This is a genomic window from Bacillus halotolerans (assembly GCF_001517105.1).
GTDB classification, from domain to species: Bacteria; Bacillota; Bacilli; order Bacillales; family Bacillaceae; genus Bacillus; species Bacillus halotolerans.
On the sequence record NZ_LPVF01000013.1, the window covers coordinates 226,296 to 242,280 of the forward strand.

The following is a 15,985-nucleotide window of genomic DNA, read 5'->3' on the forward strand; positions in this document are numbered from 1 at the left end:
TCAATATAGCCAAAATATTGTTTATAAGGAAATGTAAGTGTTTTTACTAAGCGTTCCATAACTGTAACAAAACGTTCAAAATTTCAGCTGTGCGTTCATCTAATATTTTTCTTTTTATGGAGTCATTTAAGTGCTCTAACGGAACAGAAGGCGCAACAATCATCTTCCCCAATGACTCTTCGCTACTCCAATGATCATCAGCTGTCAGCAGTACAACATGCTGAAAATCTGATTTGACCTCCTCCTGTAAATCTTTCAGCCCTTGAACGGTATTTTCATTTCTATCAACATATGTATAAGCAGGCAATAAATATACCCGTCCTTTTAACTGCCTTTCCAATTCATCAGCTAGAAGCTGCGTAAATTCGCCTCTTTCTGCTGCTATTTTTAATTGGCTCCCCATCTTTATGTTAATTAATGGTATGACAGCGGTATCAATGTAATCTTTAGATTGTAAATAGTCCTTGGCATCAGGCATTTTCCACCTCATCATCGTTCTCCCCTTTTTACGACAACGAGCCTTGCATTACACTGCAAGGCTGGTCATGTTATGTGAGCTGATTCAATTGGCGCGATAATTGTTCAAATGCTTCTTTATCGTGACGATCGAGCGCATCGTCAATGTCTTTTAATAATTTTTCTCTTTGGAATGTAGAAATGGCGTGCTCCAGGATTTGTTCAGCCAGCCCCTGATCTTTTTTGTTTTCAAACAGATCTTTCGGGATGTGAGGGTTGGACTCCAGCACCGCCGCATACTCAGGAGAACTGTAGGCTGAACGGAAATTAAGCTGGATAAACAAATCCTGCTGTTTATTTAATCTAATATCATGAAAAGATTTTTCCGCGTCGGTTGTCATGACATTCTCTTTATAAAACCGAAACGGAACTTCTTCAACACAATGTGTTGACATTATAATGCCTCTCGGGCAAAATTCTGCCTGCTCTACAAAATGAACCTTTTCCATTAAAGAATCGTGGCTCATTAAGTAGTTCAAGATCCATACGCACTCTCTGCGCTTTAGCTGATAATGGTTTAAAAACCAACGGATAAAATCCTTTTTCTCATTGACAGAAACAGGGGTCTGCATGTAATTCCCTCCTCTATCGTTCGTATAATCTATACTTATATGTTCCACATAAGCGGTTAAAATTCCTGCTTATCTCGAAAATTCATCCTCGATCCGCAAGATTATTTCTTCCAGCTCTTCATTGGCTCCATCTATTTCGAGTACCTTTTTCAATAGCGGCAGCGCTTCTTGTTGGAGGCCTTCTTCTAATAAAAAGGTTGCGTATTCGTATAAGAAATCTCTGTCCTCACGATAGTGAAGAAAAGCAGCTTCAAAGGATTGTTTTGCTTCTTCGTACTGCTCTAATTCGGTGTAAGCGCTGGCCAGATACCAATTGTATTTCGGATCTTCTTCCCCGTAGCCCCGCACCTCTTGAATCAGATCAATAATTTGCTCATAATCCTCTTCCTTATGATACACAGCAAGTAAAGTATGGAGTGCTTCGACGAAGCCAGGATCAAGAGCAAGCGCTTCCTGAAGAAGTTTTTTCCCTTCTTCTGACTTCCCGATTTTTAACGCCATCTTTGCGGCATAGAGGAAAAGCTCTTTGTTATATTCATCATACCTGATACCCTCTTTTGCCGTTTTTAATGCCTCTTCATACATCCCTTCAGCCTCATAGCTTTTTGAAAGCGGCATATAAAGTGATGAATAGGATGGATCAAGCTCCTTTAAATCGGACAGCTGTTTAATAGCCGTTTTGATTAGTCCCGCCTGCGAGGCTGTAAATCCATAGCCGAAAATTGTATTAGGGTCAGGATTCTCATCTACAGCTTTTTCATACCATGGAATGGCCTCCTCAAAATCTCCTGATGCACTTAGCGATTCCGCCAATCTTTGGTGGACATTAACGCCTCCGATCTCACTCTGCTCCCCAGCCGTTCTTTTAAAATATTGAACAGCTTTTGCATAGGCTCCTTGAGTAAAGTATAGCTCGCCTAACGCAAAATCAATGATTGGTTCATTTTCAAGAATAGACTTTGCCTGTAAAAGCTTTTGCTCACTTACTTCGAACAGCCCCTGCATCTGATAAAGATCAGCCATGAGCAGCAGGCTTTCCGGATATGATGGGTCTGATTCCGGGATCGTTTCCAGCACAGCCAATGCTTTTTCTTCTTCGTCAATATCTATTAAAAGTTCAGCATAAAAATTCGTCAGTTCTGTTTCATTCGGATATAAATCATGCAAATCACTAATCAGTGAGATCGCTTTCTCTACATTTCCCCACTCGTAATAAAGCTGTGCTGCGATGGCTTTATCTTCATCATGAAGCTGTTTTTCGGCCTTCGAGAGGGTGTTGAGTCCCTTTTCTGTTTCTCCTGCTTCAACTAATTTTATGGCTTCTTGAATTAATGTATTCAAATCGGACCGATCCTTTCTTTTCCTAACAACATCAATCATACATAAAAGTCTTATTTGTTCGGGTTAATCCTATCATAATCCAGAGGATAGCCCTCGGCAAATAAGATGCTTACACTGTACGTCAAGGAATTTCTGAGTCTTATTAGTTTATCAAAAGATCCTGCGATAGCAAATAAAAAAAGGAAGATAGCCCTCTATTACAGTAAAGCAGCCCTTGACCTGCCGACTTGTAAGTAAAGCCCCCCTCCCTCTTTTGTGTTTTTATATTCCTCTATAAGACAGGCTATGTTTTTTTCCTTCAGTTTATGACTGATAAACGCTCACACAACAAATCCTGAAGCATAAACTTCAGGATTTGTTTGAAAGCTTATTTAAATGATCAAAAAAGTTTGGATATGACACATGAATGGCGTCTGTCTGTCCGATCTCAATCGGCTCCTCTGTTAAACAGGAAGCTATGCCTAGCATCATCCCGATCCGATGATCTCCATGACTTGATACTTTCGCGCCGCCTTTGAGAGTTTGTTTGCCGTATACCTTCATTCCGTCTTCAGTCGGTTCAATCTCAGCACCGAGCTTTCGAAGCTCTGAAACAACTGTATCGATACGGTTCGTTTCTTTCACTTTAAGCTCTGCGGCATCCTTAATGACTGTTGTTCCTTCCGCCTGAGTCGCAAGTAGCGCAATAATAGGAATCTCATCAATCAAACGCGGAATCATATCTCCGCTAATTTCAACCGCTTTAAGAGATGACGTTTCAATGATCAAATCTCCATAAGGCTCTGCGCTTTCGTCAACAGATGGTTTGATTTCAAGCTTTGCCCCCATGTTTTGAAGCACATCGATGACACCTGTCCGAGTCGGATTTAACCCCACGTTTTTCAGTACAATTCTGCTGTTTGGAATCATTGCGCCAGCTGCAAGGAAAAACGCGGCTGAAGAAATATCTCCGGGAACAAAAATATCTGCAGCCGTAAGCTGCTGGCCGCCTTTTATGGAGACACTTGTCTTGTCCTCTGCCAGTTTCACTCCGAAAGCAGACAGCATCCGTTCAGTATGATCTCTGGATTTATGAGGCTCGGTGACAGTGGTAGTTCCCTCAGCCTGCAACCCGGCAAGCAGAACAGCCGATTTAATTTGAGCGCTGGCCACAGGTGATACATAGTCAATGCCTTTTAATGTACCGCCGCTTACTGACAGCGGTGTAAATTCTCCGCCGGCTCTGCCGTCAATTTTAGCGCCCATTTGTTTCAGAGGCTCTGTTACACGTTTCATTGGGCGTTTCGCAATGCTTTCATCCCCAGCTACCGCGCTGTAAAAAGGACGGCCCGCAAGGATTCCGAGCATCAGACGAATCGTTGTGCCTGAATTACCGACGTCTAACAGACTTTCTGGTTCTCGCAGGGAATCCATCCCTTTCCCGTGAATGACTACATCACTGCCGTTTCGCTCAATTTGAACACCCATCTTACTAAAGCAATCGATGGTGCTCAGACAGTCTGCTCCCGGCAGAAAATTTTTAACAGTTGTTGTGCCTTTCGCAAGCGCGCCAAACATAACAGAGCGGTGAGAAATAGATTTATCACCGGGAACATGTATTTCGCCGTTTAACGCCTGCACCTTTTCTCTTTTCATTGTTTCCACCTCAATCAGCATAAAAAGTTTCGTATTCCGCGCGGGCTTCTATGCACTGTTCGGCCCGTTTGCGGTCATCATCGGATTGAAAACTGATCCTTAAAATCCCGTTAATATCTTCTCTCGTTTCAATAATGCGGATATTCGTTATACTGATGCGTTCCGCAGCAAGTATAGCCGTTATCTCGGAAATCACCCCAGGATGATCTGGCACGTCTACGTATAAATCATAAAATGCCGGTATTGCGCCCTTCTGGCGGAGAGGCAGTCCATCACGGTAGTCCTTTGCCGTTTTAAAATAATTGAATAGTTTTTCCGCATCTCCATGCTCTACATATGTCCGGATCGTTTCAATCTCACGAGTCCACTCATCAAAACGATCTAAAATCTTATCTTTATTATGTAACAGAATATCACGCCACATTGCAGGACTGCTTGATGCAATTCGGGTAATATCCCGAAAACCGCCGGCAGCAAACCGCTTCACAAGCGGATAAAGCTCTTCCGAGTGATGGGTCTGATGCACAAGACTGGCTGCAACAATATGCGGAAAATGACTGATCACGCTTGTTACGCCATCATGCTCTTCAGGCGACATTTCTACAAATTGGGCATTCGTCCCTTGCAGCAAATGTTTTAACTGATTGACCGCTTGTCTGTCCGTTTTACGGCCCGGGGTTAAAATATAAAACGCATTTTCAAACAGAAATTCCTTTGCAGCGGCAACTCCTGATTTATGCGAGCCCGCCATCGGATGCCCTCCGACAAATTGGTAGCCGGCAGGCAGCACTTGATCGGCGTAATGAACCACTTTTTGCTTTGTGCTTCCTACGTCAGTAATCAATAGCGGATGCTTAATTTCTGAATGGGCCAACTCTTCAAGCATAAGCAGCGTTTGCGCAACAGGTGTTGCAATAATAACGGTTGCAGCTTTTTTCGCGCCGTCAATAAACGATTCAGCACTCTCGTCTATCACACCTAATTTTAAGGCAGCCACTACCTGCTCATCTGAGATATCGACCCCAATAATGCGTTTTTCCGGATGTTTTTTTTGATGGCTAACGCAATAGAACCGCCTATCAATCCGAGACCGGCGAGCAATATTGTATCTTTGATTTGATTCATTCATCATCACCTGGTTCATAGACTAAAGAGGTGATTCTTGACCACCTCTTATAAAATTTCAGCTAAAGTTGCGAGAATTTCCTCGTTTTGCTCTTTCGTGCCGATCGTAATCCGGAGTGAAGTCGGGAACCCTAATGCATTTCCTGATCGGACAATATAACCTTTTTGCAGCAATGCCTGAAACAACTCATCAGACGGGCGGTTAAAGTCTATTAAAACAAAGTTTGTCTGTGAAGGGTAGCACTTTAATCCGTGTGTTTCCGCAAAATCATAATACTGCTGAAGGCCTGCTTGATTTTTCTCGATACAAGAAGCGATAAATTCTTGATCGTCAAGGGCTGCAATCGCGGCAGCCTGGCCAAGACGGCTGGTGTTAAACGGCTCTCTTGCCGGCTCTATTTGGCGGATCAATTTTTCGTCAGCAATACCGTATCCGACTCTAAGCGCCGCCAGACCGTATGCCTTTGAAAACGTGCGCAATATCATCAGATTGGAATACGTATTCAAAAGCGGTATGCTTTCCGGGTAATCCTCAGCTGTTACATATTCATAATATGCTTCATCAAGAACAACGAGGACACGAGAAGGAACACGTTCCAGAAAGGAAGTCAATTCTCCTTCAGTTGTATAAGTTCCAGTCGGGTTGTTCGGGCTGCAAATCCAAACGACTTGAGTCTGTTCGTCAATCGCTTCAAGCATCGCGTCTAAATCATGAGAGCCGTCAGAACGAAGGGCAATTTCACGAACTTCAGCTCCTTCAATCACCGCATTATGCTTATATTGCGGAAAAGTCGGTGCTGCTGCAATCGTGTTTGTTTTGTCGTTTAAAAAAGCCCGGCATATAATTTGGATGATTTCATCTGAACCATTACCGAAAATAAGTGATGTTTCGCTCACATTGAGGTGCTCACTGAGCCTTGTCCGCAAAGCTGCGCTATATCCATCGGGATAAAGCGCAAGCTGTTGAATTTCATGATGAAGCGCCTCTTTTGCAGCTTCCGAACAGCCGTACGGATTTTCGTTTGATGCAAGCTTCACGACTTTATCCAAGCCATATTCTGCTTTTACTGCTTCAATCGGTTTACCCGGCTGATAAGGCTTCAGTTGTTTTAAATGTTCTTTGATACGCAAATCCAGTCACCTCATTTTAAACTGTACAAACCGCCAAACGTCTCCGCGTAATCTTCAAACTCCTGCACTGCACGATCTCTCATCTCAGTGCTGATGAGCCGATCCTTTAATTCTTCTATCTTTTTGACGAGCGCACTTCCCACTACGACACCGTCACAGATTTCATTCATCTTGACCACCTGCTCGCGGCTGGAAATACCAAACCCAACAGCAACCGGCACAGCGCTGAGGTTCTTCACTGTCCGGATAAATGGATAAGCTGATGAATTGAACTCATTTCGGACACCGGTCACACCTAACGAAGATACACAGTAGACGAAGCCCTCGGCTTGTTCAATAATCGTTTTCAAACGGCTTTCGCTTGTCGGTGCAACTAAAGAAATATACGTTACCTCATGGGTTTTGCATTCCGCTTGAAGGCTGGCGCTCTCTTCTAAAGGCAGATCCGGAACAAGCAGGCCGTCTATATGATTTTCCCGCAGTAAAGCGAAAAAGTATTCTTTGTTCAATTGTAACACAGGATTATAATACGTAAAGAGGATAATGGGAATATTGACGCCATTTTTTTCATTTCTCCGCCTAATTCAATCGCTTTTACAATATTCATCCCGTTCTCAAGCGCCCGTTTTGAAGCCCGCTGAATCACCGGACCGTCTGCCAGCGGATCAGAGTATGCTACACCAATCTCAAGTGCCGTGGCACCCGCTTTTTGGAGAGACTTAGCCAGTTCGATTGATACTTCCGGCAACGGATCACCCGCTGTAATAAACGGGATAAACAACTTTCCCGACTGCTGCAGGTCTACTTTAAACATGCGCTTTCACCTCATCTTCCAATACGTTCATTAATGTGTTGACATCCTTGTCTCCTCTTCCTGATAAACAGACGAGGATAGTTTGATCCCGCCCCATCTCTTTTGCGATTTTAAATGCCTTCGCTAATGCATGAGCAGATTCGATCGCTGGTAAAATCCCTTCTTTTTCTGACAATAGTTTTAACGCGTTTACTGCTTCTTCATCAGTTATGCTATCGTATGTGACACGGCCGCTTTTATGCAAATAGGCGTGCTCCGGACCAATTCCCGGATAGTCAAGTCCTGCTGAAATTGAATAAGGCTCAATAATTTGACCGTACTCGTCTTGAATGAGGTAAGTGAGCGAACCGTGAATCACACCGACAGTTCCTTTCGTAATGGTAGCGGCATGAAGAGGGGTGTCAATTCCTTTTCCTGCCGCTTCAGCACCGATCAGTTCAACATCTTCGTCTAAAAATGCCTGAAACATGCCTATCGCATTACTTCCGCCGCCTACGCAGGCAACGACTTTATCCGGCAGTGTTCCCTCAATGTCTTTCAGCTGATCCTTCGCTTCCTCTCCGATCATTTTTTGAAATTCCCGGACAATTTGCGGGTAAGGGTGCGGTCCGACAACCGATCCAATCATATAAAAATGATCCTCACAATGCTGAACCCAATAACGGATAGCCTCATTTGTCGCATCCTTCAGTGTCCCGTTTCCGCTTGTGACCGGCACAACCTCTGCTCCAAGAAGCTTCATTCGGAATACGTTCAGAGACTGGCGGGCGACATCCTCTTCACCCATAAATACAATGCAGGAAAAACCAAACTTAGCAGCAACTGTGGCGGCGGCTACTCCATGCTGTCCGGCACCTGTTTCTGCAATGATTTTCGTTTTGCCCATTTTTTTTGCAAGCAATGCCTGGCCTAAAGCATTGTTGATTTTATGAGAACCTGTATGGTTTAAATCTTCTCTTTTCAAATAAATTTTGGCGCCGCCTAAATATTCTGTGACTCGATCGGCATATGTTAATGCGGTCGGCCTGCCGGAATATTCAGCTAACAGCTTATGATATTCTCCCCTAAAAACAGGATCATCCTTTATTTCCTTAAATGCTGTTTCAATTTCTTCTAACGGCTGCATAAGAGTTTCCGGAACAAATTTCCCGCCAAAATCGCCGTATCTGCCTATTTCATTCGGATATGGATACATATCGGTTCATCCTTTCTTCTAAGAGCCTAATCAGTTTGTCATCTTTTTGTCCGTTTTTTTCTATTCCGCTGGCAAGATCGACTCCGCCCGGTCTCCATTTTAATAAGTCTGCGATTGTGTCGGGATTCACGCCGCCTGCGATGAAACACCGTTTCCCCGTTTGTTCAGCTTTCTGCTGATATTCAGGCACACAATCCCAAGCAAAAGCCACTCCAGTCCCGCCTCTTGCCCCTTTTACAGATGAGTCAATCACAAAACCGTCTACAGAATCGTTAAAGCGGTCCAAGTCCTGAATTGCTGTGCTGTTATGATGGAGCGCCTTCCATATTTCACAATTTGTCAGCAGACGGAGGGCTTCAGCATCCTTTGGCGTCTCATCACCATGAAGCTGGATGACGTCAAGCTGCAAATCGCCTGCTATACGGGCAATCGTTCCCAGCGATTCATTCACAAAAACGCCTGCAATCTGTTTTTCGGTGCGAACTTGGCTCAGCCACTTTTTCACATCTGCCGGAGATACTTTTCGTTTACTGACAGCAAAAATAAAACCCAGATAATCTGCCTGTGAATCCGCTGCAAGTTGCAGATCCTGCAGAGACCGTATACCGCAATACTTTAATGCCGGTTTTTTCACATCCTCACTCCCCATACAAAGCATGGATTGCTTTTTTCTGTGAATGCTGTCTCATCAATGACTCTCCGATGAGAACAGCTCGTGCTCCATGTTCTTTGACAAATGTTAAATGTTCTAAAGAACCAATGCCGCTTTCACTGACAAGCAAGCATTCTTTCGGAACTAGGGATGCAATCTGTTTCGTCTGTTCGAGCGAAGTTTCAAACGTTTTTAAGTTTCGATTATTAATACCGAGAATATCAGGGGTGAATACCTTCACTATTTGTTCAAGCGTCGTTTGATCATGAACCTCCACTAACACGTCCATTTCCTTTTCCCCTGCTTCGAGATACAACTCGTGAAGCTGTACGGGGTCAAGCACCTCTCCGATTAACAATATGGCATCTGCTCCGATTCTCTTTGATTCCTCCACTTGAATCGAATCAATAATAAAATCTTTTCTCAGCACCGGAATCGAAACAGCACGCTTTACGTCTGATAAATAATTGTTTTTCCCTTGGAAAAACGGAAAGTCAGTTAAAACAGAAAGCGCGTCTGCCTGCGCAGCTTCATAGTCTTTTGCAATCCGCTCCGGAACAAAATCTTCTTTAATGAGTCCTTTTGACGGCGACGCTTTTTTGACTTCGGCAATCAATCCGATAAAACGGTTCGGGTTATCCAGCGCCTCTTTAAAAGACCGTTTTTCAAAAGGCTGCTCTTCTGGCAGGATGAGAGTTTTGACTTCTTCTTTTTTTTGATTGATTATGTTTTCAAGCATAGATCTCTCCCTCTTTCTGTTTCAGTCTATTGAGCTGCGCTGCGGCACCTCCGCTTGCAATCGTTTCTAACGCAAGCTCCGTTCCTTCTTTCAGTGTTTCGGCAATACCCGCCGTGTATATCGCAGCGCCGGCATTCAAGGCTGTAATATATAAAGCTGATCGGCTGCTTTTATTTTCAAAAATATTCTGAATCAGATGAGCGCTTTCTGTCGGTGACTGCACCTGTATATCTTCAAGTCTGCCATTTTGGAAGCCGAAGTCTTCGGGTGAAACAGTATATTCCCGGCGCTCTCCATCCTTTATTTCAATCACATCGGTCGGTGATGTAACCGAAAGCTCATCTAAACCGTCACGGCTTGCTGCGAATAGTACATGCTTCGGCTGGAACATTTCCAGTGCGCTTGCCATCAATCCCGCTTTTTCAGCAGAATAGACACCGATCACCTGACGCTTCGCCTGCAAAGGATTGCTGAGCGGTCCGAGCAGATTAAAAATCGTTCTAAATCCGAGCTCTTTTCTTGTGCCCGCTACATGTTTCATGGACGAATGATAAAGCGGTGCAAAGAGAAATCCCATGTTATTTGTTTCAATGCTGACTCTGACTTCTTCAGGTGTGGTTTGAATTGGTATTCCAAGCTCTTCAAGAACATCGGCGCTTCCGCTTTTAGAAGATACGGAGCGATTGCCGTGCTTAGCAATTTTAGCTCCTGCTGCTGAAGCAACGATTGCCGATGCCGTTGAAATATTAAAGGTAGAGATGCCGTCACCGCCTGTACCGCATGTGTCAACCACATCATGAAGTCCGTCTACCGTAAGGGCATGTGTCCGCATGGCTTTCACAAAGCCCGCCAGCTCTTCTGCAGTTTCGCCCCGATGAGCCAGGATTGACAATATACCGCCCATTTCAGAAGGAGTCATTTCTGCTGTCATCATCATATTCATAAGCGCTTCCGCTTCAACGGCAGTAAGTGTCTTTCCGTCAACGCATGTTTGCAGAAATTGGTTCATCAGCTTCATCCCCCTTGCTACGAAACATGTCTTCAGCAATATGAATGGTTTTCAGCAGTGCGCCCGCTTTGTTGCAGCTTTCTTCATATTCGGCTTCCGGCACAGAATCAGCAACAATACCTGCTCCAGCCTGTATCGATGCAACACCGTTTTTTACGCTCATGGTCCGGATCGTAATACAGGAGTCGATATTCCCGTCAAATCCGATGTAGGCGATGCAGCCGCCGTATGTCTCTCTCGGTGTCGGCTCCAATTCATTTAAAAGCTGCATGGCGCGGATTTTTGGGGCCCCGGTTAAAGTTCCCGCAGGAAAAGCCGACATTAGCGCATCGACAGGGTGAACTCCCTCTTTCAACCTCCCTGTGACGACTGAAATGATGTGCATAACATGTGAAAATGAGACGATCTTTGTGAACTCCGGCACAGCAACCGATCCATACTCTGCCACTCTGCCGATATCGTTTCGAGCTAGATCAACGAGCATATAATGCTCCGCTTTTTCTTTTTCATCTTTCATCAGCTCAATTTTGAGTTTTTCATCTTCCTCTTTGTCTGCGCCTCTTTTTCTTGTTCCGGCAATCGGATGGATTTCCAAATGCCCGTCTTGAACGTGGATTAACCGTTCCGGAGAGCTGCCGACAATCTCTCTGTCCAGGAGTTTTATATAATACATATACGGCGAAGGATTGACGATTCGCAGCACTCTGTACAATTCAAAGGAATCTGCTGTTATCGGAATCTCAAATTTTTGTGACAGGACACCTTGAAAGATGTCGCCTGCTTTTATATATTCTTTGATCTTTTCTACATCTGCCATAAACGCTGATTTTTCGTAATTTGAAGATACTGAATCGAAACCTGGTGTCTTATATGACTCAGATGAAAGAAACAGTTCTTTTATGTTTTTTTGATCCATCATCTTATCAATGAGGCCTTGGAGCTCTCGGTGATTTTTATTGAACACAGCAATTTTTTCAGCTTCAGTTTCTTGTCCATTCAATCTAGCATACTGAATAAAGTGGACGTTTTTTGTTTCATGATCATAAGCAATTAATGTGCTGCAAACAAACAGCATACACTTTTCAAATTCCGTTTCCTTCCTGTGGCGAGGAACAGAAGGTTCAATCATCGGGATCATATCATAGCTTAAATACCCGACAGCTCCGCCTACAAAGGGAATGGCAAGCTCTGGTGTTTTGATTTTGTATGCTGCATTCATCCAATCCAGAACCTCTTTTAATTCTTTTCCAGTGTAAAGGGATCGGTCATTCTCATCTTGAGCAGTAAAATCATTTTGCTGTTCTTTGATCGTGAGAAATGGCTGAAGGCCGATGAACGAATATCTGGACCAATTTGATGTGTCATCCTTGCTTTCAAGAAGGTAAGTGATCTTCCTGTCCAGCTGCTCGATCATTTGGATAGGTGTCAGTGTGTCAACTGTGAATGTCTCCACAATCGGTATGGTGCGGTAGGACATACTGTCCTCTAAAAATGCAGAAATGTTTGATTGGAAATTCATTGCTCTCACTCCTTTTGGCAAGGAGAATGAGAAGAAGGCATGAGAGGGAAAATCAAGATATAACAAAATAAACCCAAAAGAAAGGCTTCTTTTGGGTAGAATAAACATACATGTCTCAGCTCAACTACACTCATTCTCTGCTACCCTATTCTCTAACTCAACTCATTCACTAAGCTTTATACACACTCTTGTGTATTTCTAAGCTGTTCTAATCGTATTACAATTCATTATTTTTTGTCAATGATAAATCGGGTCTTAATACAACTGCTTTTTCTAAATAGACATGTCTGATTTGATTCTGAGGAACATCAGTCTGAACAGTCATCATGACCCTTATACATTTTTTCAGCCCGCCTGTAACATCCATTTCCTGCATACATGTCACCGGCACATACTGCCAGCCAGAAAGCTCGCGGACAGCTTTTGCCGGGAAAACAGAGTGCAGGTCAGGCGTCGCCGATAGAAGCATTTGAACAACATCTTCCGGCTTTGTTTTGTTTTCTTCTATCATTTTTTCTAACAGCTGTTTGGTTTTTTGCAAAATTTCTTCTTCAGTGTCCTTTTCGACTGTAGTTGCTCCGCGAATTCCACGAATCATCATGATGTCTCCTCCATTCGCCATTTGTTCAGCCAGCTCTCAAGTTCATCTCTTGAAAACGTATGGTCGGCGACTTTTCCTAATTCTTTGAGAACGATGAATTGAATCATACCGCCGCGGGTTTTTTTATCATTCATCATACGGTCTAAAAGTACGGAAGTTGCCGTTTCTTTTTTAATGCGGCTTGGATAGCCCAGGTTCTTAAGCCAGCTGACTAATCGATTTCTGTCCATTTTACAGCCGGCTTCATGTTCACTTATATATAAAGCAAACTGCATACCGAGTGCTACCGCATCACCGTGGGTGATCTGTCCGTAGCCATACTCCGCCTCAACTGCGTGGCCGAGTGTATGCCCAAAGTTAAGATAGGCTCTGATTCCTTCTTCCTTTTCATCCTGATGAACGACAGACGCTTTAATCGAAATACCTTTAAAAATCATGTCATTCAGCTGCTCGCTGGTGATATCGTTCAGTGAGTGAATGCCCAGCAGGTCTTTCAGGAATTCTCTGTCATAAATAAAAGCATGCTTAATCACTTCTGCCATCCCGGACCGAAGCTCTTTTTCCGGTAGGGAACGGATAAAGTCCGTATCGTAAAGCACGGCTTTGGGCTGATAAAATGCGCCGATCAGATTTTTTCCAAGCGGATGATTCACCGCTACTTTTCCTCCGACCGCGCTGTCATGCGCCAAAAGCGTTGTAGGCATTTGAATGAAATCAATGCCGCGCATAAAAGTGGCAGCCACAAATCCAGCAAGATCTCCTACAACACCGCCTCCAAAAGCGATGATGCATGAGGAGCGATCCATATGAAATCGAATCGCTTCACTCTGCAGTTTCGTGTACATATCCATTGATTTCGCCTGCTCTCCGCTCGGCACCGTCACTTTTTTCACAGGCCATTTTTCTTCCAGCAGGTGAAGCATTTCATCACCGTACAGGCGATCCACTTCTTCATCGGTAACAAGCATAATGCGTGTTAATGGCCTGTTTAGCGAGGTTAATAGTTCACAAGCCTTTTTTCTGATTCCTTGTCCGATAAATACAGGATACGAAGAGGAAGCGGTTTGAACATGCAGTGTTCTCATTAAAATTCCCTCGACAGTTTTCTCATATTCTCCACGTTTTCTCTAATGCGGTCAATTTGGTCTAAGCCGAATTGTTCAACAACAGCGTTCGCAATTTCCCATGCAACAGCAGCTTCCGCCACTACACTTGCCGCTGGCACTGCGCAGCTGTCTGAACGTTCAATACTGGCTGAAAACGGTTCTTTCGTTTCAATATCCACACTTTTCAGCGGTTTATATAATGTCGGAATCGGCTTCATGACTCCGCGGACAACGATTGGCATTCCTGTCGTCATGCCGCCTTCCAATCCGCCAAGTCTGTTCGTAGCACGCGTATATCCTTTTTCTTCGTCCCAAATGATTTCGTCATGAACCTCGCTTCCGTTTCTTCCGGCCGCTTCAAAGCCGATGCCGAATTCCACACCTTTAAATGCATTAATAGACAGTACTGCCGCAGCAAGCTTGCTGTCCAGTTTACGGTCATAATGAACGTAGCTGCCCACGCCCACCGGCATTCCTTCAACAATCACTTCCACAATTCCGCCGATGGAATCTCCGTTTGCCTTCGCTTCGTCAATGGCATCCATCATTTTTTTGCCTGCTTCTTCATCGTAGCATCTGACCGGAGACTCTTCAGTCACACGCTTTAAGTCATCAATTGAAGTATAATCCGTTTTTTCCGCCTTAACTGCCCCGATCTGTAATACGTGGCCCGCTACCTTAATGCCAAGCTCAGAAAGGATCTTTTTAGCGACAGCGCCTGCCGCCACTCTTACGGTCGTTTCACGTGCTGAAGAGCGCTCAAGCACATTTCTCATATCGCGGTGGTTATATTTAATCGCACCGTTTAAATCTGCGTGTCCCGGTCTTGGTCTGGAAATTTGGCGTTTCATTTCCTTTTCTTCTTCTTCAGTAATCGGAGCCGCACCCATAATTTTAGTCCAGTGTTTCCAATCGTTATTTTCTACGACAAGAGCGATTGGTGAACCGAGAGTGCGGGCATGGCGCACCCCGCTCATAATTTTCGCCTGGTCCTTTTCGATCTGCATGCGGCGCCCGCGGCCATGGCCTTTCTGCCGTCTGCCAAGCTCAAAGTTGATATCTTCCTCAGTTATGTAAAGCCCCGCAGGCACACCTTCAATAATGGTTGTCAATTGGGGGCCGTGTGATTCACCGGCTGTTAAATATCTCATGACTTCTTCTCCCTTCATCGCATTAACGCTTTTAAGTAAAACTACTATAACATATTTTTCGGCAAAAAGTCAGTCTATCTTTTTTGATAAAAGAATGTATCCGCGGGAGAAAGGCCGAATTTCTCCGGATTGAAGATCTGCTCTGTGCTGCCGACAAAGAGAACCCCATTCTTTTTTAGGCTATGCGCCATTTTTAAGTACAGCTCTTCCTTTGCGTTTTCTGTAAAATAAATAAAAACATTGCGGCACACGATCAAATCAAAGTCTTGCTCGTAGCGATCCGCAAGCAGATTATGTTTTTGAAACCTAATGTTCTTCTTTATGTCATGTTTCACTTCATAGCTCTTATCAGCGTTTTGAGTAAAATAACGATCCTTCACAGAAGACGGCACTTCTTGCAAAGACCGCTCCTGATACACGCCTTTTTTGGCTTTTTCCAATGCCTTATCATCTATATCAGTCGCCAAAATCTGATAGCCTGGGAGCCCTTTCTGCTGATCTAAAATCATTGCGAGCGTATAAGGCTCCTCCCCTGTAGAGCATGCCGCGCTCCATATTTTTAAAGGCTTTGAATGTTTGATTAAAGGCAAAATAGCTGTTTCAAGAACTTCCCATCTTTTATAATTTCGATAAAATTCTGAAACATTAATCGTCATTCTGTCCAATGTTTCATTTAAAAGCGCCTGATCCTTTTCTAATGCGACTGCAAAATCCTTAAAGCTTTGAAAACCTTTTTTCTCATAAAGAGATGTCAGCCTTCTCTTCATTTGCGCTTCTTTGTATAAAGTTAAATCAACTCCGGTTAATTGCTTCCATTTGGTTGTAAATACGCTGTATGTATCCATCTCTTCTCTCCCAGTCTCGCTGTCTTTTGTCCTA

Annotated in this window: 14 protein-coding genes and 2 pseudogenes; all 16 read right to left on the bottom strand. The window is 43.9% G+C overall.

Annotated features, from left to right (window positions below; genetic code table 11):
* Positions 1-46 precede the first annotated feature (46 nt).
* The 16 genes and pseudogenes from AU387_RS19190 to cheR all read right to left on the bottom strand — a co-directional run bounded on the left by AU387_RS19190 (position 47) and on the right by cheR (position 15,951).
* Positions 47-490 (bottom strand): YpiF family protein, encoded by a 444-nt coding sequence (locus AU387_RS19190; RefSeq protein ID WP_044155117.1) that lies wholly within the window; start codon positions 488-490, stop codon positions 47-49.
* Positions 491-548: 58 nt separating this feature from the next.
* Positions 549-1,088, bottom strand: coding sequence for a ReoY family proteolytic degradation factor (locus AU387_RS19195; protein WP_003225551.1), 540 nt, complete (start codon positions 1,086-1,088; stop codon positions 549-551).
* A gap of 69 nt (positions 1,089-1,157) precedes the next feature.
* Positions 1,158-2,429 (bottom strand): tetratricopeptide repeat protein, encoded by a 1,272-nt coding sequence (locus AU387_RS19200; protein ID WP_059336621.1) that lies wholly within the window; start codon positions 2,427-2,429, stop codon positions 1,158-1,160.
* A 348-nt stretch (positions 2,430-2,777) separates the two neighbouring features.
* On the bottom strand, positions 2,778-4,064 hold the full coding sequence (aroA, locus tag AU387_RS19205; protein WP_059336622.1) for a 3-phosphoshikimate 1-carboxyvinyltransferase: 1,287 nt from the start codon (positions 4,062-4,064) through the stop codon (positions 2,778-2,780).
* Between the two features lie 10 nt (positions 4,065-4,074).
* Positions 4,075-5,189 (bottom strand): annotated as a pseudogene (locus AU387_RS19210) (prephenate dehydrogenase).
* A gap of 48 nt (positions 5,190-5,237) precedes the next feature.
* The gene (gene hisC, locus AU387_RS19215) at positions 5,238-6,320 is read right to left on the bottom strand and encodes a histidinol-phosphate transaminase (protein ID WP_059336623.1); all 1,083 of its coding nucleotides are present in this window, start codon (positions 6,318-6,320) and stop codon (positions 5,238-5,240) included.
* Positions 6,321-6,331: 11 nt separating this feature from the next.
* A pseudogene (trpA, locus tag AU387_RS19220) lies at positions 6,332-7,134 on the bottom strand (tryptophan synthase subunit alpha).
* Complete coding sequence (trpB, locus tag AU387_RS19225) at positions 7,127-8,329, bottom strand: tryptophan synthase subunit beta (RefSeq protein WP_059336624.1); 1,203 nt, start codon at positions 8,327-8,329, stop codon at positions 7,127-7,129. The pseudogene trpA and the gene trpB overlap by 8 nt, the downstream one beginning before the upstream one ends.
* The gene (locus AU387_RS19230; RefSeq protein WP_059336625.1) at positions 8,310-8,963 is read right to left on the bottom strand and encodes a phosphoribosylanthranilate isomerase; all 654 of its coding nucleotides are present in this window, start codon (positions 8,961-8,963) and stop codon (positions 8,310-8,312) included. The genes trpB and AU387_RS19230 overlap by 20 nt, the downstream gene beginning before the upstream one ends.
* A 4-nt stretch (positions 8,964-8,967) precedes the next feature.
* Positions 8,968-9,720 (bottom strand): indole-3-glycerol phosphate synthase TrpC, encoded by a 753-nt coding sequence (trpC, locus tag AU387_RS19235; protein WP_059336626.1) that lies wholly within the window; start codon positions 9,718-9,720, stop codon positions 8,968-8,970.
* Positions 9,713-10,729 carry an anthranilate phosphoribosyltransferase gene (trpD, locus tag AU387_RS19240; RefSeq protein WP_059336627.1) on the bottom strand — a complete coding sequence of 339 codons (1,017 nt, stop codon included), beginning with the start codon at positions 10,727-10,729 and terminating at the stop codon, positions 9,713-9,715. Before trpD ends, trpC begins: the two co-directional genes overlap by 8 nt.
* Entirely contained in the window at positions 10,701-12,248 is a 1,548-nt protein-coding gene (gene trpE, locus AU387_RS19245; RefSeq protein WP_059336628.1) for an anthranilate synthase component I, read from the bottom strand. Before trpE ends, trpD begins: the two co-directional genes overlap by 29 nt.
* A gap of 217 nt (positions 12,249-12,465) precedes the next feature.
* On the bottom strand, positions 12,466-12,849 hold the full coding sequence (gene aroH / locus AU387_RS19250) for a chorismate mutase (protein ID WP_044155077.1): 384 nt from the start codon (positions 12,847-12,849) through the stop codon (positions 12,466-12,468).
* On the bottom strand, positions 12,846-13,934 hold the full coding sequence (aroB, locus tag AU387_RS19255; RefSeq protein WP_059336629.1) for a 3-dehydroquinate synthase: 1,089 nt from the start codon (positions 13,932-13,934) through the stop codon (positions 12,846-12,848). The genes aroH and aroB overlap by 4 nt, the downstream gene beginning before the upstream one ends.
* Complete coding sequence (aroC, locus tag AU387_RS19260; protein WP_024121865.1) at positions 13,934-15,106, bottom strand: chorismate synthase; 1,173 nt, start codon at positions 15,104-15,106, stop codon at positions 13,934-13,936. Before aroC ends, aroB begins: the two co-directional genes overlap by 1 nt.
* Positions 15,107-15,180: 74 nt before the next feature.
* Positions 15,181-15,951, bottom strand: a complete 771-nt coding sequence (gene cheR / locus AU387_RS19265; RefSeq protein ID WP_059293691.1) for a protein-glutamate O-methyltransferase CheR — start codon at positions 15,949-15,951, stop codon at positions 15,181-15,183.
* Positions 15,952-15,985: the final 34 nt, after the last annotated feature.